Raw genomic sequence first — 22,310 nt, 5'->3', positions numbered from 1 at the left:
TGATTCGTGGTACTCTTTTTGTGTAAACGGTTACATAAATGAAGGAGGAGTGTTTGTTGGCAACGATTAAAGATGTCGCAGCCGCTGCCGGCGTCTCTGTTGCCACGGTCTCGCGTGTCCTCAATGACAACGGCTACGTGCATGAAGATACACGAACGAAGGTCATGCTTGCCATGGAGAAGCTGAATTATTATCCGAATGAAGTTGCCCGCTCTCTTTATAAAAGAGAATCCAGACTGGTCGGGCTTTTGCTTCCGGATATTACGAACCCCTTTTTCCCGCAGCTTGCCCGCGGCGCTGAAGACGAGCTGCAGCGGGAAGGATACCGGCTGATCATCGGCAACAGCGATGAAGAATTGGAAAAAGAACTCGACTACCTGCAAACATTTAAACAAAATCAAGTTGCCGGTATTTTGGCGGCCACCCATTACCCCGACCTTCCCGAATACAGCGGCAGCCTTTACCCGGTCGTATTTCTGGACCGGACAAAAGAAGGCGCCCCATCCGTATTCAGTGACGGGCGGGCAGGCGGAAAACGGGCGGCTGAGGAAATGCTTCGCGGCAAAAGCACAAGCATCACGCTTGTCAAAGGCCCAGGCCACCTTCCGACCGCTCAGGAACGTTTTAACGGCGCACTTGATGTGCTGCAAAAAGCGGGCGCGCAGTTCAATGTCATCTCCGCCGCTTCATTTTCTATCAAGGATGCCGCCGTTTTAGCAGAAAAATTGTTTGCAGCATACCCGGAAACCGACGGAGTCATTGCCAGCAACGATATTGCGGCGGCTGCCGTCCTCCATGAGGCGCTGCGGCTCGGCAAAAAAGTTCCGGAGGAGATTCAGATCATCGGATACGACGATATTCCGCAGAGCAGGCTTTTGTTTCCGCCGCTTTCAACCATCCGCCAGCCTGCATATGAGATGGGAAAACAAGCGGCAAACCTGCTGTTGCAATTGATAAAGAAAGAGCCGCCGAAAGAGACGGCCATTCAAATGCCCGTGACTTATATAAGAAGACAAACGACGAGAAAGGATGATCACCATGAGTGAAATTTGTGTTATCGGAAGCTGTTCTATGGATCTGGTCGTCACATCCGAACGGCGTCCGAAAGCCGGGGAAACCGTACTGGGCACAGACTTTCAAACCGTGCCCGGGGGAAAAGGCGCAAACCAGGCCGTAGCCGCTTCCCGCCTTGGCGCGAACGTATATATGGTAGGAAAAGCTGGAAGTGACAGCTACGGAAAAGCGATTATTGAAAACCTGAAGGCAAACGGTGTCAATACGGACTATATGGAAACGGTTACACACAAAAAAAGCGGAACGGCTCATATTGTGCTCGCAGAAGGAGACAACAGCATCGTCGTCGTAAAAGGCGCAAACGATGACATCTCCCCCGATTATGCCAAAAGTGCGCTGGCAAAACTTCCCGGCATTGATATCGTGCTGATCCAGCAGGAGATTCCTGAAGAAACCGTTGAAGAAGTGTGCAGCTACTGCCGCGCGCAGCAAATTCCGGTTATCCTGAATCCCGCGCCGGCCCGGCCGCTGAAACAATCGACAATTGAGAATGCCGCATATCTTACGCCGAACGAACATGAAGCATCCATTTTATTTCCTGACCGGACGAAAGAAGAAGCGCTCGCCGGCTATCCCGGCAAACTGTTCATTACCGAAGGAAAACAAGGCGTACGCTACTCAGACGGCACCGCGGAACGGCTTGTTCCCGGCTCCCCTGCAGAAGCGGTCGACACGACGGGAGCCGGCGATACCTTTAATGCGGCACTTGCCGTCGCACTCGCGGAAGGACGGGACATCGAGCAAGCGCTCCTGTTCGCCAACCGCGCCGCCTCCCTGTCCGTGCAGCACTTCGGCGCCCAAGGCGGGATGCCGGTCAGAAAAGAAGTTGAGGAGCTGCTGTCATGAAAAAACACGGAATGTTAAACAGCCACATTGCCAAAGTATTAGCCGATCTCGGGCATACAGACCTCATCGCGATCGCCGATGCGGGTCTCCCCGTCCCTGACGGCGTCCCTAAAATTGATTTGTCCTTAACGGCGGGCATTCCCGCCTTTCGGGATGTGACCAGCCTGGTAGCCGGGGAGATGGCCGTCGAAAAGGTGATGGCCGCCTCCGAGATCAAAGACGAAAATCCTGAGAATGCAAGTTTCATAGAAAGCCATTTCTCAGCGCAGACGATCGAGTACATGTCCCACTCGGAATTCAAACGGCTCACACAGAAAGCAAAAGCCGTCATCCGAACGGGTGAAATGACACCATACGCCAACTGCATCCTGCAGGCGGGTGTGATTTTCTAGAAAGAAGGGATCCAGCATGCACATCGGCATGACAGACATTCATAAAGCATTCGGCAAAAACCAAGTGCTCTCCGGCGTCTCATTTGAGCTTCTGCCGGGAGAAATCCACGCTTTAATGGGAGAAAACGGAGCGGGCAAATCGACGTTAATGAATCTGCTCACCGGGCTCTACCGGCTCGACAAGGGAAACATTACGATAAACGGAACAAATATGAGCTTCTCCAATCCAAAGGAAGCCGAAAAACACGGAATCGCCTTTATCCATCAGGAACTGAATATATGGCCGGACATGACGGTGCTTGAAAACCTTTTTATCGGCAAAGAGCTGACGACGGCGTTCGGCGTTTTGGAAACGAAGAAAATGAAAGCGCTAGTAAAATCACAGCTTGAAAAACTGGGAGTCTCTCTTCCTCTTGACCGGGAAGCCGGACAATGTTCCGTCGGCCAGCAGCAGATGATTGAGATTGCCAAAGCGCTGATGACAAACGCCGAAGTCATTATTATGGACGAACCGACCGCGGCGCTGACCGAACGGGAAATCAGCAAACTGTTTGACGTGATGACGGCGTTAAAGCGGGACGGCGTATCCATTGTCTATATTTCGCACCGAATGGAAGAGATATTTTCGATTTGCGACCGGATCACCATTATGCGGGACGGCCTCACTGTCGATACGGCGCATATGAAAGATACTACTTTTGATGAAGTGGTCAAAAAAATGGTCGGGCGGGAGCTGACCGATCGGTATCCGACCCGCACGCCGTCACTCGGCGATAAGGTGCTCGAAGTGAAAAACGCCTCAAAAAAAGGAAGCTTTTCACAGATCAGTTTCCATGTGAGCGCCGGAGAAATCCTCGGCGTTTCCGGCTTAATGGGTGCCGGACGGACAGAAATCATGAGGGCGCTGTTCGGAATTGACCGGCTCGATTCCGGAGAGATCTGGATTTCCGGCCGAAAAACCGGCATTCGGGGTCCGTACGATGCCATCCGCAAGGGACTCGGCCTGATTACGGAGAACCGCAAAGATGAAGGGCTGCTGCTGGATACGTCCATTCGTGAAAATATCTCATTGCCGAACCTGACCAGCTTCTCTCAGAAAGGCATCATTGACCGAAAACGCGAGGCGGAGTTCGTTAAGCTGCTCATCAAGCGTCTGACCATTAAGACTGCATCTCCGGAAACCGCCGCCCGGCATTTATCAGGAGGAAATCAGCAAAAAGTCGTCATCGCCAAATGGATCGGAATCGGCCCGAAAGTCCTCATCCTTGATGAACCGACAAGAGGCGTCGACGTAGGCGCGAAAAGGGAAATCTATTCATTAATGAATGAACTGACCGATCGCGGAGTCGCCATCATCATGGTGTCTTCCGAGCTGCCGGAAATTCTCGGTATGAGTGACAGAATCATCGTCGTCCACGAAGGGCGCATCAGCGGAGAAATCAATACGGCAGACGCAACACAAGAACACATCATGACACTTGCCACGGGAGGGCAGCAGTATGAAAACTGAACCAATGACATCAACTGAACAAAAGCGATTTTCCATTCACACCTTCACGCAAAAACTCGGTCCGTTTCTCGGCTTACTGATTCTTGTGCTGATCGTTTCCGTTTTAAACCCGAGTTTTCTTGAACCCCTCAATATTCTCAATCTTCTTCGGCAGGTTGCGATTAACGCTCTGATTGCATTCGGAATGACGTTTGTCATTTTAACGGGAGGCATTGATCTCTCTGTCGGAGCCATCCTCGCCTTATCGAGCGCATTGGTCGCAGGTATGATGGTATCAGGCATCGACCCGATCTTAGCCGTCATCATCGGCTGCGTGATCGGCGCCGTACTCGGCATGATAAACGGATTATTAATCACAAAAGGAAAAATGGCGCCGTTCATCGCCACTTTGGCGACAATGACCGTCTTTCGCGGACTGACCCTCGTCTATACGGACGGAAATCCGATTACGGGGCTCGGTACAAATTACGCATTTCAATTATTCGGGCGCGGTTATTTTCTCGGCATCCCCGTACCTGCCATTACGATGCTGATTGCATTTGCGGCCCTGTGGGTTCTTCTGCACAAAACACCGTTCGGCCGCCGGACATACGCCATCGGCGGCAATGAGAAAGCGGCGCTGATATCGGGAATCAAAGTGCCCCGCATCAAGATCATGATCTATTCTCTGACAGGTTTATTATCGGCGCTGGCGGGAGCGATTCTGACATCACGCTTAAATTCCGCACAGCCGACGGCCGGGGAATCATACGAGCTGGACGCCATCGCAGCGGTCGTTCTCGGCGGAACGAGCCTGTCCGGCGGTCGAGGGCGCATCATCGGTACGCTGATCGGGGTTTTGATTATCGGTACACTGAACAACGGCTTGAACCTTCTCGGCGTATCATCTTTTTATCAGCTCGTCGTCAAAGGAATCGTCATTTTAATCGCGGTGCTGCTGGACCGCAAAAAATCGGCATAGTAGGAGGACCATTATGAAGAAAGCCATCATCACGATCGCGGCATTATCACTGTTTTTGCTGTCCGCCTGTTCACTTGAACCGCCGCAATGGGCAAAACCGTCAAACACAAAACATAAAAAAGAATTCACTATCGGGCTCTCCGTCTCCACATTAAACAATCCGTTCTTCGTTTCATTAAAAGAAGGCGTTGTAAAGGAAGCCAAAAAACGGGGCATGAAGGTCATTATTGTCGATGCCCAAAATGATTCATCTAAACAGTCAAATGACGTAGAAGATTTGATCCAGCAGGGAGTCGATGCGCTGCTGATCAATCCGACCGATTCATCAGCGATTTCAACAGCCGTCGAATCGGCAAATTCCCTCGGCATTCCCGTCATTGCGCTGGATCGTTCAGCCGAACACGGCAAAGTCGAAACGCTTGTCGCCTCTGACAATGTCAAAGGAGGAGAAATGGCGGCTGACTACCTCGCCGATCAGCTCGGAAAAGGCGCCAAAGTGGCTGAATTGCAAGGGGTGCCGGGCGCATCCGCGACACGGGAACGCGGAACGGGCTTTCATCATATTGCCGACAAAAAGCTGGATGTCGTAACAAAGCAAGCGGCAGATTTTGACCGCACAAAAGGATTGACCGTCATGGAAAACCTGCTGCAGGGACATCCGGATATCAAAGCCGTGTTCGCCCATAATGATGAAATGGCACTCGGGGCGCTCGAAGCGATTAACAGCTCGGGCAAACACATTTTGGTCGTCGGTTTCGACGGAAACAAAGATGCGATTTCTTCCATTAAAAACGGGAAGCTGACAGCCACGGTCGCCCAGCAGCCGGAGCTGATCGGAAAACTGGCGGCCGAAGCGGCGGAGCAGGTGCTCAAAGGAGAAAAAGTCAAAAAAACCATTGCCGCTCCATTGAAACTTCAAACACAAAAATAATCGGCCGATGTTTAGACTTCCGGTAAAACGTGAAAGGATGAAGTAAAAGGAGAGATACAGATGAAGAAAACAGCCAAAGCGGCATCCATTCTGACCCTTGCAGCGGGAATATCAGCGGCTTCAGCTGCCGGAATAACGCCTCTTCCGGAGACACACGCGCAAGAAGCGGTCAAAATTGACGATCTGTACAGCTACCCGCTTGACTCTTATCTCGTTTCCGCGGAAGCATTGAACGTCAGAACAAAAGCATCAGCAGCCAGTCCGAGAGCTGATACCCTTCATTTAGGCGACAGCTTAAAGATCATTTCATTCCAGAACGCTGACTGGGCAAAAGTACATTATAAAAACGGAAAAACAGGATTTGTATCTACTCATTATATTGTTAAAGAAGCAACAACCGTAAAAACGACGGCAAAAACAAAAGTATATACAGACAAACAAGCGGTCAAAGCTTCCCTTGCCAAAAACACGAGCGTTTCTTTCCTCGGATGGAAAAAGACAGCCGGCGGCGGCATTGATTTCGGCTGGGCGCTTGTCGATTACGGGGGCGCAACGGGATATATCAGCACAAAAGATCTGCAAAAACTGACATAATATCAAAACGGATTTCGCAAATTCAGCGCGAAATCCGTTTTTTCTTTCTTGAGCAGTCAGAAACGTCTAAGGTTCGAAATATTTCTCAGGAAATATTGTCGGATGAAGATGAATGTATACGACTCTAAAATGGCTTCTTTATGTAATCCGCCAGGCGTTTGGCATTGTCACGGATAGCCGCAGCATCGGCGCTGCTTACCCCGTACATCGCGAAAGCCGGCAAATAGGTCATTCCCGTAAAATTAGCCATTGCCTGAAACGGCCTTAAGAGCTCGCTCAGTGAAAAATGGTTAGACCCGCCTGCCTGATATGCATCCTCCCCGGCACCTACAGAAACAGCCAGCAGCAATTCTTTGCCGTGCAGCGCCTTTCCTTTGGAACCGTAAGCCCAGCCATACGCCAGCACATGATCCATCCATGTTTTTAAAAGCGGAGGCGCACTGTACCAGTACAGCGGGAATTGAAATACGATCCGGTCATACTGTTCACACAGCTGCCGTTCCTTTTCCCCCTCTATTTTCCCGTCCGGATATTCTTTATAAAGCTCACGGACCGTGATGTCATCATGATTTTTTAATTCTTCTGCCCACGCCTTATTGACCGCTGAGTTGTCCATGTCAGGATGAACCGCTAATACCAATACTTTCACAGCTACCACACCTTTCCCTTTTGACTGTATTTTACCTAATCTTTGCCGGTTCAGCCAAATAAAAAGAAAGCCCCCGAGAAAAATGAGGCTTTCTTTTTTATTTTATTCCGGGCTTCCTTCGGTTGTTTCGATATCCTTCGCAAAATTCGGATTATCTAAATTTGCGTTGAAAAAGTCCGCCGTATTCGGAAGCTTGAGGTTCATATTCATTTTTTGAGAAATGGTCACTTTACAATCTTTAATGACATAGTCAAACACGTGTCCCCCGGAATTGCGTCCTTCATCAATGAAGTGCAGGTGATATCCGGAAACAGCGATGCCGTTTGCGTAACCCGGCGTCCAGAAGCCGGCGATTGTACCCTGAATGTCGTCAAAGTTGAACACAGGCTGTGTTTTCACCGCTTCGATCATCGGAACGTACGGTTTCTCCTGGCGTTCTACCGTTCTTGTCTGCACCTTTTTAAATACGCCGTCTAAACGGATCGCATAAAATAAGTTTTTACTAGGCAGAAGGCTGGCGATTTCCTGCTCGAATTCTTCACGGGTCATTTCGCCGTCGATCGTATGCGTCATGTCCGGCGTGAAAAATGTGAATGAGCAGAATGGTGACAGGTCTCCGCCTTTAACAGGCGTAGCCGTTCCGTCGCCGCGCAGACGGTAAAATTCGCCGTCAAATCCGATTAATTCGCCGTCCAGTTTGTTGAACGTGCCGATTCCGAAATCACCGAACTTCGGAATGTCAGCCATATCAAAATCTCCGTCATATACTCCGTCCAGCAGAGATGTCATGGTGGATACTTGATAGATCTGATCCTCAGGTGAGCCTTTTTCTCCGCGGCTCATCATATGGATGTCGCTTGCGTTTTTCATATTCCCTTCACTCCTTTTAAATTGGGCTGTTTTAGAAAACAGGTCATGGTGCGCAGAGTGCTAGAGAGCTTTTGCTTTCATTTTTTCTTTGAATTGCTTCGGAAGCATGTCGCTTGATAAATGGACATTGTCACTGTAATCGACAGGAATGTCAATGATGACAGGGCCTTCTGTGTTCAAGCCTTTTTGCAGCACGTCTGCCAGCTGTTCCGGTGACTCAACGCGCAAGCCGGTGGCGCCGAAGCTTTCTGCATATTTTACGATGTCAATGTTTCCGAAATCTACGCATGATGTACGGTTATATTTTTTCATCTGCTGGAATGCGACCATATCATATGTGCTGTCATTCCATACAAGGTGAACGATCGGCGCTTTTAAGCGGACTGCCGTTTCCAATTCCATTGCAGAGAACAAGAATCCTCCGTCTCCTGAAACGGATACGACTTTTTCACCCGGATTCACCAATGTGGCGGCAATCGCCCAAGGAAGCGCTACGCCCAATGTCTGCATGCCGTTGCTGATCAACAGCTTCAGCGGCTCATAAGCGCGGAAGTAGCGGGACATCCAGATCGCGTGAGAACCGATATCGCAAGTGACGGTTACGTCGTCATCAATTGCATTGCGCAGTTCTTGGACGATTTGCAGAGGATGCACTCTGTCGGATTTATGGTCGCTTGGCGCCTTCTCGCTGTCTGAGAGCATCTGTTTTAATTCGCTCAGCACTTCTTTTTCACGGCTGCCCATATCAAATGTCACAGCGTCGTGTTCAATTTGTTTAACCGTAGCGGGGATATCGCCTAATAATTCTAATTCCGGCTGATAGGCATGATCGATATCGGCCTGAATTTCGTCAAGATGGATAATAGCACGGTCACCGTTTACGTTCCAGAACTTCGGATCGTATTCAATCGGATCATAACCGATCGTTAATACGACATCCGCCTGTTCAAGCAGAAGATCGCCCGGCTGGTTGCGGAACAGTCCGATCCGGCCGAAATATTGGTCTTCCAGCTCTCTGGACAATGTGCCGGCCCCTTGGTACGTTTCTACGAAAGGCAGTTTTGTTTTGGCAAGCAGTTTGCGGATTTGTTTTACCGCTTCCGGTCTTCCGCCTTTCATGCCGACTAACAGAACGGGAAGTTTCGCCGTCTGGATTTTCGCGATAGCCGCGCTGACCGCCTCTTCAGGTGCAGGGCCTTGTTTCGGCGCCGGCACGCTACGTACGTTTTTCACATTTGTGATTTCATTCACAACATCCTGCGGAAAGCTCACAAAAGCCGCGCCTGCCTGACCTGCTGACGCTGCCCTGAAGGCGTTTGTTACCGCTTCTGGTATATTCCCTGTTTCCTGTACTTCTACACTGTATTTAGTAATCGGCTGAAATAGCGCCGCATTGTCCAATGATTGGTGTGTCCGTTTTAACCGGTCTGCGCGAATTACGTTACCCGCCAGCGCCACTACCGGATCACCTTCTGTATTAGCCGTTAACAAGCCGGTCGCCAAGTTGGATGCCCCCGGGCCTGAAGTAACGAGACAAACGCCTGGTTTTCCAGTCAGTCTTCCGACAGCCGCAGCCATAAATGCAGCGTTCTGTTCGTGACGGCATAAAACCAGTTCAGGTCCTTTATCTTTTAACGCATCAAATACTGCATCAATTTTTGCACCCGGAATGCCAAAAACATGTGTGACACCTTGCTCCACTAAGCAATCAACAACAAGCTCCGCCCCCCGATTTTTTTCAGAGGTTTTTAGTTCATTTGTTGCTTTTGCCAACACCCTCACTCCTTATTATGCATATTAAATATAAAATTTTAAGTAATTTGTGATATTATTCACTATACACTCTTTGGAAATTGACCTCCAATATCAATTCGCCGTATGATTAATATGTTTCACGAATAATTAACAAAGAGAAAGGAATGGATAAGGATGGAGCTTCGCCATCTTCAATACTTTATTGCCGTTGCCGAAGAACTTCATTTCGGCAAAGCTGCGCTTCGGTTAAATATGACACAGCCGCCTCTCAGCCAGCAGATCAAACAGCTTGAGAAGGAAGTCGGCGTGACCTTATTAAAGCGCACGAAACGGGTTGTAGAGCTTTCAGCTGCCGGAGAAAGTTTTTTAAAACACAGCCGAAACGCGATCGAAGAAATAGACAAAGCGATTGAAATGGCGCAGAGAACGGCGCGGGGAGAGCTCGGCCGCCTTGTCGTCGGTTTTGTCGGCTCGGCCACATATGAATTTCTGCCGCCGATCATTCGGGAATTCCGCGAAAAATTCCCCTCCGTCAAGCTTGATCTGCGTGAAATTTCTTCTTTCAGACAGCAGGAAGAACTTCTGAAGGGGAACATTGATATCGGCATCCTTCATCCGCCTTTACAGCATTCCGCGTTACATATGGAAAAGGTGCAGAGCAGTCCGTGCATTCTGGCTTTGCCGAAGCAGCACCCGCTTACCGCTAAACAGACAATCGACATTCAGGATTTAAAAAATGAACCGATTATCACACTGTCGAAAGAAACATGGCCGACTTTATACCTAGAGTTTGTAAACTACTGCGAGCAGGCGGGCTTCAAACCGAAAATCGTTCAGGAAGCGACGGAGTATCAAATGGTGATCGGATTGGTTAGTGCCGGTATCGGTGTAACCTTCGTGCCTTCTTCTGCTAAAAAGCTGTTTAATCTCGAAGTCGCCTACCGCGGCATTAATCAGGCGCAGCTCACTGCCGAATGGGTCATTGCCTACCGCAAGGATAATCAAAATCCGATCCTGAAACATTTTCTGGATATTATGAATAAACGCCAGGCTTTATTGCAGGCGGATAAGGAAAATGCATAAAAAAGAGGGCCGCCGAAAGCAGCCTCTTTTTTTGTGCTTTTATGGATTTTTACTAAATTGGTAGAAACGCTCAGTACACCTTACGACCTGTACCCGTATACATACAGTACAACTGATCAGGAGGGATAAAAATAACGGGGCGGCAATGACCCATCTAAAAGGAGGCAGAACACATTACACATATTACCGTCATTTTGACCCTGATTTCTTTCTTTGTGACCATTATTTTTATATTTTGGAGACCCGGGGGATTAAATGAAGCCGTTCCGGCGTCGCTGGGCGCCATTCTCGTTTTGTTATGCGGAACCGTTTCCTTTCATGATTTGGGGGATATAGGGTCAAAAGTCACCGGAGCATCAATAACCATTATCTCCACAATGATTATGGCGATCGCGCTGGAAAGCTTCGGTTTTTTTAACTGGGCGGCGGCCAAACTGCTTCACCGCGCCAAGGGATCGGGCATCCGGCTTTTTTGGCTGACCAACCTGCTCTGTTTTTCAATGACGCTCTTTCTGAATAATGACGGCAGCGTCTTAATCACCACTCCTATTTTACTATTGGTCTTACAATATCTCGGACTTAAAAGACATCAGAAAACACCGTATTTAATAAGCGGCGTATTAATTGCGACGGCGGCAAGCACCCCGATCGGCGTCAGTAATATCGTCAATTTAATTTCTCTCAAAATGATAGGCATGGACCTTTATTTGTACACCAATATGATGTTTATCCCCGGCACGCTGGGACTGGTGTTTATGGCCTTTCTGCTGTTTGCCGTTTTTTACCGCCGTTTGCCGAAACAGCTCCCCGATATTCCGGTTCATTTTGATTCGCTGGAACACAAACGATATCATCCGCTTCAGCCTCCGCCGGACTTGAGCCAAAACAGCCGTACGAACATCATGTTTTGTGTTTTGGTATTTGTATTGTTCGTCCGGATCAGTCTGTTTGCAGCTTCTTACAACGGCATATCCGTTTCGCTCGTGGCTGTCATCAGTTCAGTCATCCTGCTTTGCTGGAGATGGTTTTATTTAAAAATCGGACCGGCAGACTTATTAAGAAAAGCGCCTTGGCATATCTTTATTTTTGCCTTCACGATGTACATTATCATCTACGGACTGCATAATATCGGACTGACGGCGCTGCTTGTTCAGTCTATTGAGCCTTATGTCTCACAAAGCATTGCCCACGCCGCAACTATTATGGGCATTGCTACATCCGTCCTCTCTAATTTGTTCAATAACCATCCCGCCTTAATGATCAGCACTTTGACATTAACTGAAATGTCCATCGACCCATTAACCGTAAAAATCATTTATCTGGCTAATATTATCGGCAGTGATATCGGATCATTGCTTCTGCCGATCGGGACATTAGCCACGCTGATCTGGATGCATATCATCAGACAGCACGGCGAAAAAGTTTCTTGGTCAGAATATATCAAAACGACCATTGTCGTTGTCCCTCTCACCGTCGTGTTTACCATTACCGTTTTATATGTTTGGATCAGTTGGATTTACCTTTAGCTCCGATGAAAAAAAACTGCCTGCTGTATAAGAGAGGCAGTTTTATCATTTATGGCAGGTGCATGGTTTTTAAATGATTCAATTTCCAAAAAACAGTATCGCCGTCTGCATTGGTCAATTCAAGAATATTATCTGAGACATCCTGTAACAGCCCCACTTTATTCGGTATATCTCCTAAATCCAGAATAATCAGCTTCCCGATATATCTTTTTAATTGCTCCTCAAAATTCCGGACAAGGGGCACATTAGCGGGAACAACCGGCAGCTCTGAACTGTTTAATGTATACGGCGTCTGCTCATCGGAATAGGGTGTCAGCCATTTCAAATGATGCATCGAGATGAAAAGGGTCTTATAAACCGGAGAGAAGAAAACAAAATAATCATTTAAAACACTTGTCACATACCCATGGATGGAACGGTCTCCCGTAACAAATATTTCTGTAAATCTGCCTTTTATATGCTGGAGGGTATTCCGGTAAGAAAATGAATGTTCCTGTTTTTCGGGATGCGGACTTTTTTTTCTTGCGTACGGTTCTTTATTCTCTTCGTCCGGGAGCGTCAATGTCATCCTCTGAAGATGCAGCAGCGGAATATAAAGAAACGTCCGGCCGTCATGAATCACAATGATATCCTGACCGATATCCAAAAGAGTTCCTGAAAATGTCGTATTCCCCGATATCTCAATATCGACTTGTTTATCCAGAAATCTGCTTAATCCAGCCATTTCATTCCCCCCTCTCCCGCGTTTACGGACAATCTTTCCAATCATTTACGGCCGTGTTTCCACCGATAATCTATTGTCCTTAATACAGTGGCGTAGCTATAAGAGTTCTCTTCCTCCCGTTTTGAGGATCGAACGGATCTTGATGATCTTTTCGACTTTTTAGAGGAAGTACGCTGCTCTTCGCGTGATTCTTCTTCATGTGACTTTTCTTCTTCGGCGCTCTCTTTCTCACCTTTATTCTCGTCGTCTTTATTCTCCTCTTTTTTAGCTGCTCCTTTTGCCCCTTCGCTGATGCTCTTGATATGAAAAGGATAGATCCGCAGCACTTCTTTATCTTTCACAAGAGTGTAGTGGCCGTCGGAATTATCCACAAGTATACCTTCAACGGCTTCAGGACCTCCGCGGTTGATGGATACCCATTTGTGGATCAGGCGTTTAAATATGCCGTGAAAATCATCAGCCATTTCAAATTCCGGGCGCTCCTCCTCTTGGCCGTCCTCTTCTTGTTCCGCGCTGATGCTTTTGACATGGTCGGCGTTAAAATATACGATTCCGTCATCTTCCGTTTCCAGCACGAGAAAATCATCCCCTGTTTCGTGAAGCTTTCCTCTTTTCGATTCGGGACCTCCCTGATTCAATTGCACCGTGCGATTGGTCATCCGGCTGATCAGGTCTTGAAAATCATCAGCTTTTTCACATTCTGCCGCTTCGGCCGGCGATACGGTTTCACTCGTATTTTCCGTCACACTTTTCACGTGTTTCCATTGATAATAAACGATTTTATTATCAACCTGAAGAGCGATATAATCCGATTGAATGTCTGCTAATCTCCCTGTCTTGGACTCCGGGCCTCCCCGGTAGACAGTAATTACTTTTCCTTCCATTGCATGCAAAAAGTTGTCATCAGACCGATGCCGCTTCGTATTGCGTTTCATCTATTGTCCTCCTAGTCATTTTTCTCATAATGTAAAAAGCATAATGCATATATACGTATCACGATTATTTTCGGGAACTGATTCACCAGCCTATTTGTAAAAAATCTTTCTTCATTTCCAAATCAGATATTCCACCGCTCTAACTCACTGCTGATGAAGGCGGACCGCTCCTTAATGTATTCGCAAATCACATCAGGCTCCCGGTCAAAGCAATCAATCTCCTCTTTCTTATAAGGATCCTTTGCGACATGCGGCCTGATCTGCTCATACAGTGACATGACCTTCGGCTTCATATGTTCAATGGTAAACCGGGTCTGAAGCGTTTCTTCCAAAAGCTGTTTGTACGCTTTGCGGAAATACGGTTCATCCAGAAGCCTTGCAGTCAAGGTATTAAACCCTTGTATTCTGACATAATCGGCGTCCATCCGATCACCGTGAATGTCTCTTCCCCACGTCGCATCGTAATCCCACGGAATGACTTCAAAAAGTCCCGTTTCATGATTCCGGTACAAAGCGTAATTATGAACAAACCCATCGTAGTTTGAGGTAAACACGATGCCCGCAAGCCACCGCAAATACTTATCGGCGTCCAAGTGTTTGACGATCTCCCCCTTGAACTCTGACTTCGGCACGGTATTAATTTTATAGATCATGTCCTGCAAGTATAAATCGTCTTCTTTCGTTCCCGTTTTCTTTTCATAACCAAGTTCGAGCGATGTTTTCGTATCCCGCTCCAGATCACTGACAAGGGAGAAATTGGCGTCGTCATCAACCGCGTAAAAAACAGCCCCTTCCGCCAAATTCCGTTTCGCCAGAAAATATTCATCCACTGACTCCAGCTCAAGATACACCCCCTCATGTCTGCCATTGATTTGCAGGGTTACGAAATTCGCCTTTGGTGACAGCGTCCCAAGCTCCGCGAAGAAATCGAGAGACAGCTTATTCCTCATCATCGACGGATCTTTGTATTCAGCGTTTAAATGTATCTCTTTCGCCCTGCGAAATGTTTTCGGCGAATAAAAAGCGATGTGATACGATTTTTTCTTGAAATCTCTTATATGAGAGCCGCGGTACGCCAGATCAATGTCAAGCCGTTTTTGATTCACTCTCAGCACCGCGGGCACCGGATCATCATCCCAAATGTCTTTTTTCAGCTCCATTAAGTCTTTCGGGTGAATAAACAGCTGGTACAGAGGCAATGTTGATTGGTCTTTCATCAGTAACCCTCCCTGTATTAATTTAGGCTGTGCTTTTTATATAAAACTCAGCGAATCACACATACACTTTTTTCATTCATGCGTACTATGTGGTAGTAAGGATCGCATCCTTAAAACATATATCATGAGGAGGTTTCAAAATGGGCCACTATTCCCATTCTGATATCGAAGAAGCAGTAAAGTCCGCAAGCACCGAGGGATTGGAAGATTATTTGTACCAAGAACCAAAAAGCAGTAAGAAGAGAAAATCTCGCAGTCATAAAAAATCGTGCCGCTCTCACAAAAAATCTCGCAGCCATAAAAAATCGTGCCGTTCTCACAAAAAATCTCGCAGCCATAAAAAATCCCGTTCTCACAAAAAATCTCGCAGCCATAAAAAATCCCGTTCTCACAAAAAATCTCGCAGCCATAAAAAATCCCGTTCTCACAAAAAATCTCGCAGCCATAAAAAGTCCCGTTCTCACAAAAAATCTCGCAGCCATAAAAAGTCCCGTTCTCATAAAAAATCTCGCAGCCGTAAAAAATCTTGCCGTTCTCACAAAAAATCTCGCAGCCACAAAAAATCATGCCGCCGCAAGAAAAAACGCACGCAGAAAAAACCTTATCGTCCTCATAAAAAAGACCCTTGCAAAAAAGACGATTACTGCAGCAAAACAGAGTACTGGAAAGACGGGAACATCTGGGTTGTAAAGAAAAACTACAAGTAACGCCATTTGTAAATAGGCTGCCGGCTAAACGGAAGCCTTTTTCCTCAATCAGATATATGCCACGTGATAAGATATGCAGCCGGTTTTCTTTTGTTGTGTTTCCGAATTTTCTTTCTGTATAATCAGGTCATACGATAAAGAAAGGCGGCCGAAATCATGCATATCTTACGAGCAGACGAACTGAACGCAAAAGACACTTACAAATTGCTTTCGGGCACAGTCGTTCCCCGGCCGATCGCATTTGTCACGACGCGGTCATCCATCAACGGCGCCGTAAACGCGGCGCCCTTCAGTTTCTATAACGTTGTCTCCGCAGAACCGCCGCTTCTGGCCATCTCTGTCAGCCGCGCGGACGGACGGCAGAAAGACACCGTGAGAAACGCAATCGCTCATCGGGAATTCGTGGTGCACGTCAGTGATGAGTCCATTATTGAAGATATTAACAAAACGGCGGCAAGGCTTGATCCTGATGTCAGTGAACTTGGCATGACAGACCTTTCTGTGACAGACAGCGCCTGCATCAGCGTTCCCGGTATAAAAGAAGCAAAAGTCAGGTTTGAATGTATACTCGAACGCCATCTTCCGTTCCAAAACGACAGCGGAGAAACGACGACAGACCTCATCATCGGCAGAGTCGTTTGTTTTCATTTGAATGACCAAGTATATGACGCCGATAAAGGCTACATACGGACAGATGAGCTGAAGCCTGCGGCAAGGCTCGCGGGGAATGAATACGCCAGACTCGGGAAGACATATACGCTCGTCCGCCCGACCTGAAGCAGGAACCATTATAATAGAAGAAACTAGTCAAAAAGACCCCTTTCGAAAGGGGTCTTTTTGAGTCTTTTACCATTAAACTCCGCCTAATGTCTTATAGAATGCTGAAACTTGCAAGGCCCTCACCCGTATGAAACGAGTGACACATTTTTAGGAGGCAGACGATGGATTTCATTCAGTTACTGATTTTTTCAGCCGTATTTATTTTGCTCAGCCTTATGTTTCAAGTATTTGCCGTCAAAGTTCTCCATTTTCCAAATCCTGTTAAAAAGCAGAAGCCGATAAACAGCACATATCGATTAATCGAAATCACACTGCTTATTACGGGCATCGCAGCGGTGACTTTTTTCAATGAAATGGACGTATTTGCCGGAGCTGTTTCCATGCTATTTTGCTGCAGCGGCTTAATGGAATGGCGGCACCGGCGGGAGGAAAAGCAATATGTGTACGATTCGTTTTACGCGGGTCTTTCTGCCGCTCTTGGCGTGCTTATTTTTTTCATCAGTTAGCGTATCATGCTCTATACTCCTGCGGCCGCTCCGTCGCCGCGCGGGTCGGCCACGCCTTGGAGAAAGCCTTCTTCATCAATGACGATCGCTGCCGCATGGCCCATAAGCCCGTCAAAATCACCAACGGTCTCGACGCGGTGGCCGCTCTGCCTTAGGGCTTCTCTCGTTTCAGGGCTGATTCTGCTTTCAACCCTCAGCCCTTCATACTCCTCTCCCCATGTCCGTCCCCAGACCCAGCGAGGCTCATTGATCGCCTGCTGCGGGTCCATTTTGTAATCAATGATGCGCGTAATCATCGCTGTCTGAGTTTGCGGCTGGCCTTCTCCTCCCTGGGTTCCGTACAGGATGTGCGGCTTTCCTTCTTTACAGGCCATCGCCGGCATGAGGGTGTGGAACGTCCGCTTGCCGGGTTCGAGCGTATTGACATGGAATTCATCCAGCGAAAAAAATGACCCGCGGTTTTGCAGTAAAATACCCGTCTCCCCCGCCGTAACGGCAGATCCGAACTCGAAATAGAGGCTCTGTATAAAGGAAACGGCATTTCCTTCCGCATCTCTGACGGCGGCATAAGCAGTGTCGCTTCCGACCGGACGGCTTACCGCCGGCGCAGCCGTGTAACCGATTTCTTCCGCCAGCTGCTTTGCATACCGTTTATCAAGCAGCCGATCCAGCGGAATATGAGAAAATGCCGGATCAGTCAGCACTTCATTCCGGTGCTGAAAACTCTTCTTCAGCGCCTCGATCAGCAGATGATAATATTCAAAGGAACCGTGTTCAATCTGAGAAAAATCATAGTTTTCCAATATATTGAGCGTCATTAAGCCTGTAAAGCCCTGTGAATTCGGCGGAGCCTGATAGATGCGGTACCCGCGGTAATCAGAGGATACCGGGTTCGTCCACTCGCCGCGGTGGGCTTTAAAGTCATCAAGTGTCAGACGGCTGCCGTTGTTTTGCAGAAAGGATGTGATGCTTTGAGCGAGATCTCCTTCATAAAAAGCGCCTCTGCCTTTCTCGGCAAGCTGTTCCAAGCTGGCCGCCAGATCCTTCTGGACAAACCGTTCACCGGGCATGGGCGCTTTTTTGTTTCTCGTAAAAATGGCCGAGGTGTAAGGCGTCGAGGCTAAAAGAGCGAGATTGTGTTCTGTGTGGGCGCACTGGTCGGCGGACACTGGAAATCCGTTTGCCGCATAATCAAGAGCTGGCTTCAGCACCTCAGCGAGAGAAAGACGCCCGTACGCCGAAAGCACGGCATCCCAGCTGTCCGCCATGCCCGGAACGGTAATGGCGCTTTCTATCCCGCGCAGAGGGATCGCTTCTCTGCCCCGATACAAGTCTCTCGTCACATGCTTCCCTGAACGGCCGCTCCCGTTATAAGCTTTGATTCGTCCCGTTTCTTTATGGTAAGTGAGCCAAAATGAATCCCCGCCAAGACCCGTCATATGCGGATACACGACTGCCAGGCAGGCGCTGACCGCCACTGCCGCGTCAAACGCGTTTCCGCCCTTTTCCAGAATGCCGGCCCCCGCCTGAGAAGCAAGATAATGCGGACTGACGACCATTTGTTTCGTTCCGATGGTTGAAGTATTCATGGCAAGCCCCTTTACAAATTTTCTCAAGTATAAAAAGCGGCATCGCCGGCATCCACTTTCCTGAAAGAAAAGCTCACACACTATTTACTTTCCGATAAGAAATAATCCTCAATCATTACGTAACGAAAACATTAAAAAATTTCTCCTTCATACCGTAACATTTCATGATACAATAATATCCACCAAATGAAGGAAGGTGAAGCCGGTTGGAACATGAGTACAGCATTCCGAATCTTGTCCTTGATGAAACGGATAAACAGATTCTCTCGATTTTGCACGAGGAAGGGAGGATTTCCTATACAGACTTAGGAAAGCGGGTTAACCTGTCGCGAGTGGCGGTTCAGCACCGCATTCAGCATTTACTGGATGCCGGTGTGATTGAAAAATTCACCGCTGTCATCAACCCGGCGAAAATCGGCCGTCATGTGTCCGTGTTTTTTAACGTGGAGGTGGAGCCGCAGTATTTGGAGGAAACCGCATTAAAGCTTGAAAAGGAGCCGGCGGTGACAAGCCTTTATCATATGACCGGACCGAGCAAGCTGCATATGCACGGCATTTTCGCAAATGATCAAGAGATGGAAGAGTTTTTGACAAAACGGCTCTATACGCAAAAAGGCGTCGTCAGCGTCGACTGCCAAATGCTGATTAAACGGTATAAAAGCAGAACGGGCATGAAGCTGTAAGGAGGACATAGCCATGAAACATCCCTATTGGGACATTACGGCGGCGATGGTCCGAACGGGCATTCTCGGATTCGGAGGCGGCCCGTCGGTGATCCCGCTCATCCGCCATGAAGCCGTCAATAAATACAAATGGATAGATGATGATGAATTCGGAGAAATATTAGCGATCGCTAATGCGCTTCCCGGACCGATTGCCACAAAAATGGCGGCGTATCTGGGCTTCAAGCTGAAAGGCACGTTAGGCGCAATCGCGGCAACCCTCGCACATATTCTGCCTACATGTCTCGCTATGGCGGGCTTGTTTGCGGCTGTCAATGTCTTAAGCCGCTCAGCAATCGTTGCCGGCATGATTGGCGCCGTAACACCGGTGATCGCCGTCATGCTCGGCATCATGGCGTACGAGTTTGGCCAAAAAGCGCTTAAAGGTTTCGGCTGGGTCACGGGCATCCTGTTTTTTATCATCGCTTTTATCGGCCTGCAAACGTTACAGATCAATCCCGGCTTTGTCATTATCATTTTCTTGGCGTACGGCGCGTTTCATTTTAAATTAAAGGACAAAATCACAAATAAACGTTCAAAAGATAAAGGAATGTCTGCCTCATGATCTTGATTTATGTATTTATGGCGTTTTTTGTCGCAAACGTACTCGGATATGGAGGCGGACCGGCGTCGATCCCGCTGATGTTTGAAGAAGTCGTCAACAGATACAGCTGGCTCTCAAACGATCAATTCTCAAATATGCTCGCACTTGCGAACGCATTGCCGGGCCCGATCGCAACCAAAATCGCGGCGTATGTCGGCTACAGCGCAGGCGGATGGCCCGGGTTCCTGATTGCGCTGATCGCCACCGTCGTACCGTCGGCGCTCGCATTGATCGTCCTCTTGCGCATCATTCAGCGCTTCCGCCAATCCCCCGTCATCAAAGGTATGACGCTGTCCGTCCAGCCTGTCATCGCCGTCATGATGCTCATTCTTACCTGGCAAATCGGCGCAGACGGCATCAAAGCGATCGGCTGGGTTCAAGCGATAGTGATTGCGGGGATCTCCCTCCTTGCCTTGACAAAATTCAAACTGCATCCGGCCTTCCTGATTATCGCGGCATTTTTGTATGGAGGGCTTGTGATTCCTCATTTATAAAGAAAAGCACCTGGACAGGTGCTTTTTTATTTTGGCCCGGAAATACCGTTTGATATGACAACTGTTTCTTCGCCTGCATCACTCTTGATGATTTGCTTGACTTGCAGCGTTGCGCCTGCCATTCTCACAGATTGCTGAACCTGAGGCGAATTGGTTTCAGCCTGTACCCAAACAGAAGTCGGCGCTTTCCAAGCTAGAAAGAGTGCAAGAATCAATATACCAGAGATAACCAGCAGCAGCTTCATATCGCATCACTTCTTTTCAATAAACGGCTCGCAGCGGACAGAGCCTGTTGATCATGAAGAATATCACCCGGACGATTGCCTTCTCCCAGCACATAGCCTTTAAAGGACATCCCCATAAAATGAAAAATATGTTCAAATTGCTGAATCAGCGGCAGCCCTTTTAGTTTAGGGTTGTCTCCGCCCACTGCTGTTACATATGCCTGCTTCGCTGACATTTGCTGTTTAAAATCAGGAAACCTCGGATCTCTCAGCGTCTGTGACCAGCGATCAATAAACAGCTTTAATGTCCCTGACATGCCAAACCAATAAATTGGGGTGGCGAATACAAGAATATCGCGCGATAAAATCCGCTCAATAATAGAATCGCAGTCATCTTGAACAGGGCGAAAGCCGCCTTGGGCGTGACGCAGATCTTCAACTGGCCGTATCCGATATTTCCGCAAATGAATGTGCTCCGCATCGAATGCTTGAACAGCCTTCTCCGCAAGAATATCCGTATTTCCGCCAGACCGGGTTCCGCCATTAATAACCGCAATTTTCATGATGCATCTGCTCCTTTGTTTACGAATGATTTTCTTCATCATATAATGGATTCATCAATCAATACAGATGATTATTTCGATTGTTTCAATCGATAAAACCGATTTAGAAAGGGCGAGATCAAATGGAATTGAAGCAGCTGATCACCTTTATTACCGCAGCAGAACACGTAAACTTCACCCTAACCGCCAAGATGCTTAACTATGCACAATCAAGCGTTACCTCTCAGATCAAATCACTGGAAGAAGAAATCGGGACTCCTTTATTTGAACGGCTCGGCAAGCGGCTTTTCCTGACAGAAGCCGGCAAAACGTTCAAATCCTATGCGGAGAAGATCATTGCGTTAACAGAAGAAGCAAAAATGGCCGCAAATCAAGCAAGAGAAACAACCGGAACCTTGAAAATCGGCGCGACGGAAAGCCAGTGCACATACCGCCTTCCGCCTATCATAAAAGAATTCAAACAGGCTTTTCCTCAAGTAAAGCTCATATTCAAACCGTATATTTCCAACGAACAAGCGAAAGAACAGCTCTTGCAGGGCCAGCTTGATATCACTTTCATTTTGGATGTGAACCGAACGGAAGACGCACTGCACGTTGAATCTCTGATTCAGGATGAAATCAAAATGGTAGCCGCCAATGACCATCCTTTTCCAGCAGATTCACCAGCAACATTGAAGGATCTTCAAAACGAAACCCTTCTGCTGACAGAGGACGGCTGTTCATATCGCACGCTCTTTGAGAACACTTTACATGACGCCGGAGTCTACCCTAATAAATTAGAATTCGTCAGCATAGAAGCCATCAAACAATGCGTGATGGCCGGACTCGGAATTGGACTATTGCCTGAAATGACAGTAAAAGACGATATTGCCGAAGGACGGATGAAAGAACTCAACTGGCAGAATGAATGCCCCGTTTTTACTCAACTAGCATGGCATAAGGACAAGTGGATGTCTGCACCATTAAAGGCATTTATCGATTTGACGCGAAAAACATTCAAATAAAAACCTGCTGCAAGGACGACAAAGTTTTTAATAAAGCAGACACCAGGCAT

At 47.9% G+C, this 22,310-nt stretch carries 25 protein-coding genes; 16 read left to right on the top strand and 9 right to left on the bottom strand.

The window, feature by feature from the left end; translation table 11 throughout:
- The first annotated feature begins 56 nt into the window (after positions 1-56).
- The 7 genes from ACWJJX_RS07500 to ACWJJX_RS07470 are packed head-to-tail and all read left to right on the top strand — an operon-like array spanning position 57 to position 6,308.
- Positions 57-1,046: a LacI family DNA-binding transcriptional regulator gene (locus ACWJJX_RS07500; protein WP_146284010.1), complete on the top strand. Its 990-nt coding sequence runs from the start codon at positions 57-59 to the stop codon at positions 1,044-1,046.
- A complete protein-coding gene (gene rbsK, locus ACWJJX_RS07495) occupies positions 1,039-1,920 on the top strand; it encodes a ribokinase (protein WP_454022858.1) in 882 nt (293 codons plus the stop codon). Before ACWJJX_RS07500 ends, rbsK begins: the two co-directional genes overlap by 8 nt.
- Complete coding sequence (gene rbsD, locus ACWJJX_RS07490) at positions 1,917-2,312, top strand: D-ribose pyranase (protein ID WP_014305955.1); 396 nt, start codon at positions 1,917-1,919, stop codon at positions 2,310-2,312. Before rbsK ends, rbsD begins: the two co-directional genes overlap by 4 nt.
- A 16-nt stretch (positions 2,313-2,328) precedes the next feature.
- Entirely contained in the window at positions 2,329-3,822 is a 1,494-nt protein-coding gene (locus ACWJJX_RS07485; protein WP_454022857.1) for a sugar ABC transporter ATP-binding protein, read from the top strand.
- Positions 3,812-4,783, top strand: a complete 972-nt coding sequence (gene rbsC, locus ACWJJX_RS07480; protein ID WP_003151325.1) for a ribose ABC transporter permease RbsC — start codon at positions 3,812-3,814, stop codon at positions 4,781-4,783. Before ACWJJX_RS07485 ends, rbsC begins: the two co-directional genes overlap by 11 nt.
- 13 nt (positions 4,784-4,796) lie before the next feature.
- On the top strand, positions 4,797-5,714 hold the full coding sequence (gene rbsB, locus ACWJJX_RS07475; protein WP_070082484.1) for a ribose ABC transporter substrate-binding protein RbsB: 918 nt from the start codon (positions 4,797-4,799) through the stop codon (positions 5,712-5,714).
- Positions 5,715-5,774: 60 nt separating this feature from the next.
- The gene (locus ACWJJX_RS07470; protein ID WP_003151321.1) at positions 5,775-6,308 is read left to right on the top strand and encodes an SH3 domain-containing protein; all 534 of its coding nucleotides are present in this window, start codon (positions 5,775-5,777) and stop codon (positions 6,306-6,308) included.
- Between the two features lie 124 nt (positions 6,309-6,432).
- Here the strand turns inward: ACWJJX_RS07470 and ACWJJX_RS07465 are convergent, their stop codons facing one another.
- From ACWJJX_RS07465 to alsS, 3 genes are all read right to left on the bottom strand, one after another.
- Entirely contained in the window at positions 6,433-6,957 is a 525-nt protein-coding gene (locus tag ACWJJX_RS07465) for an NAD(P)H-dependent oxidoreductase (protein WP_454022856.1), read from the bottom strand.
- A 102-nt stretch (positions 6,958-7,059) separates the two neighbouring features.
- Positions 7,060-7,827: an acetolactate decarboxylase gene (gene budA, locus ACWJJX_RS07460; protein WP_003151318.1), complete on the bottom strand. Its 768-nt coding sequence runs from the start codon at positions 7,825-7,827 to the stop codon at positions 7,060-7,062.
- A 60-nt stretch (positions 7,828-7,887) separates the two neighbouring features.
- Entirely contained in the window at positions 7,888-9,600 is a 1,713-nt protein-coding gene (alsS, locus tag ACWJJX_RS07455; RefSeq protein ID WP_003151317.1) for an acetolactate synthase AlsS, read from the bottom strand.
- Positions 9,601-9,756: 156 nt separating this feature from the next.
- Between alsS and alsR the strand changes: the two genes are divergently transcribed.
- Both alsR and ACWJJX_RS07445 read left to right on the top strand, forming a co-directional pair.
- The gene (alsR, locus tag ACWJJX_RS07450; protein WP_003151316.1) at positions 9,757-10,665 is read left to right on the top strand and encodes an acetoin biosynthesis transcriptional regulator AlsR; all 909 of its coding nucleotides are present in this window, start codon (positions 9,757-9,759) and stop codon (positions 10,663-10,665) included.
- Between the two features lie 194 nt (positions 10,666-10,859).
- Positions 10,860-12,191 (top strand): arsenic transporter, encoded by a 1,332-nt coding sequence (locus ACWJJX_RS07445; RefSeq protein WP_070082487.1) that lies wholly within the window; start codon positions 10,860-10,862, stop codon positions 12,189-12,191.
- 49 nt (positions 12,192-12,240) lie between these two features.
- On the opposite strand, the gene ACWJJX_RS07440 is transcribed toward ACWJJX_RS07445, so the two are convergent.
- The 3 genes from ACWJJX_RS07440 to ACWJJX_RS07430 form a co-directional block, all read right to left on the bottom strand.
- Positions 12,241-12,915 carry a hypothetical protein gene (locus tag ACWJJX_RS07440; protein WP_007407530.1) on the bottom strand — a complete coding sequence of 225 codons (675 nt, stop codon included), beginning with the start codon at positions 12,913-12,915 and terminating at the stop codon, positions 12,241-12,243.
- 41 nt (positions 12,916-12,956) lie between these two features.
- Positions 12,957-13,850, bottom strand: coding sequence for a hypothetical protein (locus ACWJJX_RS07435; protein ID WP_025853571.1), 894 nt, complete (start codon positions 13,848-13,850; stop codon positions 12,957-12,959).
- Positions 13,851-13,972: 122 nt separating this feature from the next.
- Positions 13,973-15,067 carry a CotH kinase family protein gene (locus ACWJJX_RS07430; protein WP_015387604.1) on the bottom strand — a complete coding sequence of 365 codons (1,095 nt, stop codon included), beginning with the start codon at positions 15,065-15,067 and terminating at the stop codon, positions 13,973-13,975.
- A 140-nt stretch (positions 15,068-15,207) separates the two neighbouring features.
- Between ACWJJX_RS07430 and cotG the strand changes: the two genes are divergently transcribed.
- The 3 genes from cotG (at position 15,208) to ACWJJX_RS07415 (ending at position 17,060) form a co-directional block, all read left to right on the top strand.
- On the top strand, positions 15,208-15,774 hold the full coding sequence (cotG, locus tag ACWJJX_RS07425) for a spore coat protein CotG (protein WP_096034907.1): 567 nt from the start codon (positions 15,208-15,210) through the stop codon (positions 15,772-15,774).
- Positions 15,775-15,930: 156 nt separating this feature from the next.
- The gene (locus ACWJJX_RS07420) at positions 15,931-16,551 is read left to right on the top strand and encodes a flavin reductase family protein (RefSeq protein ID WP_326375197.1); all 621 of its coding nucleotides are present in this window, start codon (positions 15,931-15,933) and stop codon (positions 16,549-16,551) included.
- A gap of 164 nt (positions 16,552-16,715) precedes the next feature.
- Positions 16,716-17,060 carry a DUF4181 domain-containing protein gene (locus ACWJJX_RS07415; protein ID WP_172615032.1) on the top strand — a complete coding sequence of 115 codons (345 nt, stop codon included), beginning with the start codon at positions 16,716-16,718 and terminating at the stop codon, positions 17,058-17,060.
- An 11-nt stretch (positions 17,061-17,071) separates the two neighbouring features.
- Here ACWJJX_RS07415 and ggt read toward each other — a convergent pair whose 3' ends face one another.
- A complete protein-coding gene (gene ggt, locus ACWJJX_RS07410) occupies positions 17,072-18,649 on the bottom strand; it encodes a gamma-glutamyltransferase (RefSeq protein ID WP_454022855.1) in 1,578 nt (525 codons plus the stop codon).
- Positions 18,650-18,855: 206 nt separating this feature from the next.
- Between ggt and ACWJJX_RS07405 the strand changes: the two genes are divergently transcribed.
- The 3 genes from ACWJJX_RS07405 to chrA are packed head-to-tail and all read left to right on the top strand — an operon-like array spanning position 18,856 to position 20,469.
- Complete coding sequence (locus ACWJJX_RS07405; protein ID WP_003151298.1) at positions 18,856-19,332, top strand: Lrp/AsnC family transcriptional regulator; 477 nt, start codon at positions 18,856-18,858, stop codon at positions 19,330-19,332.
- Positions 19,333-19,345: 13 nt separating this feature from the next.
- Complete coding sequence (gene chrB / locus ACWJJX_RS07400; RefSeq protein WP_025853576.1) at positions 19,346-19,936, top strand: chromate efflux transporter subunit ChrB; 591 nt, start codon at positions 19,346-19,348, stop codon at positions 19,934-19,936.
- Positions 19,933-20,469 (top strand): chromate resistance efflux protein ChrA, encoded by a 537-nt coding sequence (chrA, locus tag ACWJJX_RS07395; RefSeq protein ID WP_077722957.1) that lies wholly within the window; start codon positions 19,933-19,935, stop codon positions 20,467-20,469. Before chrB ends, chrA begins: the two co-directional genes overlap by 4 nt.
- A gap of 26 nt (positions 20,470-20,495) precedes the next feature.
- Here the strand turns inward: chrA and ACWJJX_RS07390 are convergent, their stop codons facing one another.
- Both ACWJJX_RS07390 and ACWJJX_RS07385 read right to left on the bottom strand, forming a co-directional pair.
- Positions 20,496-20,714: a hypothetical protein gene (locus ACWJJX_RS07390; RefSeq protein WP_025853578.1), complete on the bottom strand. Its 219-nt coding sequence runs from the start codon at positions 20,712-20,714 to the stop codon at positions 20,496-20,498.
- Positions 20,711-21,256: a flavodoxin family protein gene (locus ACWJJX_RS07385; protein WP_146284007.1), complete on the bottom strand. Its 546-nt coding sequence runs from the start codon at positions 21,254-21,256 to the stop codon at positions 20,711-20,713. Before ACWJJX_RS07385 ends, ACWJJX_RS07390 begins: the two co-directional genes overlap by 4 nt.
- Positions 21,257-21,378: 122 nt before the next feature.
- Between ACWJJX_RS07385 and ACWJJX_RS07380 the strand changes: the two genes are divergently transcribed.
- Complete coding sequence (locus ACWJJX_RS07380) at positions 21,379-22,260, top strand: LysR family transcriptional regulator (RefSeq protein ID WP_077722959.1); 882 nt, start codon at positions 21,379-21,381, stop codon at positions 22,258-22,260.
- Positions 22,261-22,310: the final 50 nt, after the last annotated feature.

Source organism: Bacillus sp. YH3-2-B2 (genome assembly GCF_053663335.1).
Note: the sequence above shows the minus strand (reverse complement) of the source record. Positions and strands in the feature narration are given on the sequence as shown.

Coding starts and splice junctions, on each gene's coding strand:
- rbsK (WP_454022858.1), top strand. CDS start 1,039: ATGAGTGAAATTTGTGTTATCGGAAGCTGTTCTATGGATCTGGTCGTC.
- rbsD (WP_014305955.1), top strand. CDS start 1,917: ATGAAAAAACACGGAATGTTAAACAGCCACATTGCCAAAGTATTAGCC.
- ACWJJX_RS07485 (WP_454022857.1), top strand. CDS start 2,329: ATGCACATCGGCATGACAGACATTCATAAAGCATTCGGCAAAAACCAA.
- rbsC (WP_003151325.1), top strand. CDS start 3,812: ATGAAAACTGAACCAATGACATCAACTGAACAAAAGCGATTTTCCATT.
- rbsB (WP_070082484.1), top strand. CDS start 4,797: ATGAAGAAAGCCATCATCACGATCGCGGCATTATCACTGTTTTTGCTG.
- ACWJJX_RS07470 (WP_003151321.1), top strand. CDS start 5,775: ATGAAGAAAACAGCCAAAGCGGCATCCATTCTGACCCTTGCAGCGGGA.
- budA (WP_003151318.1), bottom strand. CDS start 7,827: ATGAAAAACGCAAGCGACATCCATATGATGAGCCGCGGAGAAAAAGGC.
- alsR (WP_003151316.1), top strand. CDS start 9,757: ATGGAGCTTCGCCATCTTCAATACTTTATTGCCGTTGCCGAAGAACTT.
- ACWJJX_RS07440 (WP_007407530.1), bottom strand. CDS start 12,915: ATGGCTGGATTAAGCAGATTTCTGGATAAACAAGTCGATATTGAGATA.
- ACWJJX_RS07435 (WP_025853571.1), bottom strand. CDS start 13,850: ATGAAACGCAATACGAAGCGGCATCGGTCTGATGACAACTTTTTGCAT.
- ACWJJX_RS07430 (WP_015387604.1), bottom strand. CDS start 15,067: ATGAAAGACCAATCAACATTGCCTCTGTACCAGCTGTTTATTCACCCG.
- cotG (WP_096034907.1), top strand. CDS start 15,208: ATGGGCCACTATTCCCATTCTGATATCGAAGAAGCAGTAAAGTCCGCA.
- ACWJJX_RS07420 (WP_326375197.1), top strand. CDS start 15,931: ATGCATATCTTACGAGCAGACGAACTGAACGCAAAAGACACTTACAAA.
- ACWJJX_RS07415 (WP_172615032.1), top strand. CDS start 16,716: ATGGATTTCATTCAGTTACTGATTTTTTCAGCCGTATTTATTTTGCTC.
- ggt (WP_454022855.1), bottom strand. CDS start 18,649: ATGAATACTTCAACCATCGGAACGAAACAAATGGTCGTCAGTCCGCAT.
- chrB (WP_025853576.1), top strand. CDS start 19,346: ATGAAACATCCCTATTGGGACATTACGGCGGCGATGGTCCGAACGGGC.
- chrA (WP_077722957.1), top strand. CDS start 19,933: ATGATCTTGATTTATGTATTTATGGCGTTTTTTGTCGCAAACGTACTC.
- ACWJJX_RS07390 (WP_025853578.1), bottom strand. CDS start 20,714: ATGAAGCTGCTGCTGGTTATCTCTGGTATATTGATTCTTGCACTCTTT.
- ACWJJX_RS07385 (WP_146284007.1), bottom strand. CDS start 21,256: ATGAAAATTGCGGTTATTAATGGCGGAACCCGGTCTGGCGGAAATACG.
- ACWJJX_RS07380 (WP_077722959.1), top strand. CDS start 21,379: ATGGAATTGAAGCAGCTGATCACCTTTATTACCGCAGCAGAACACGTA.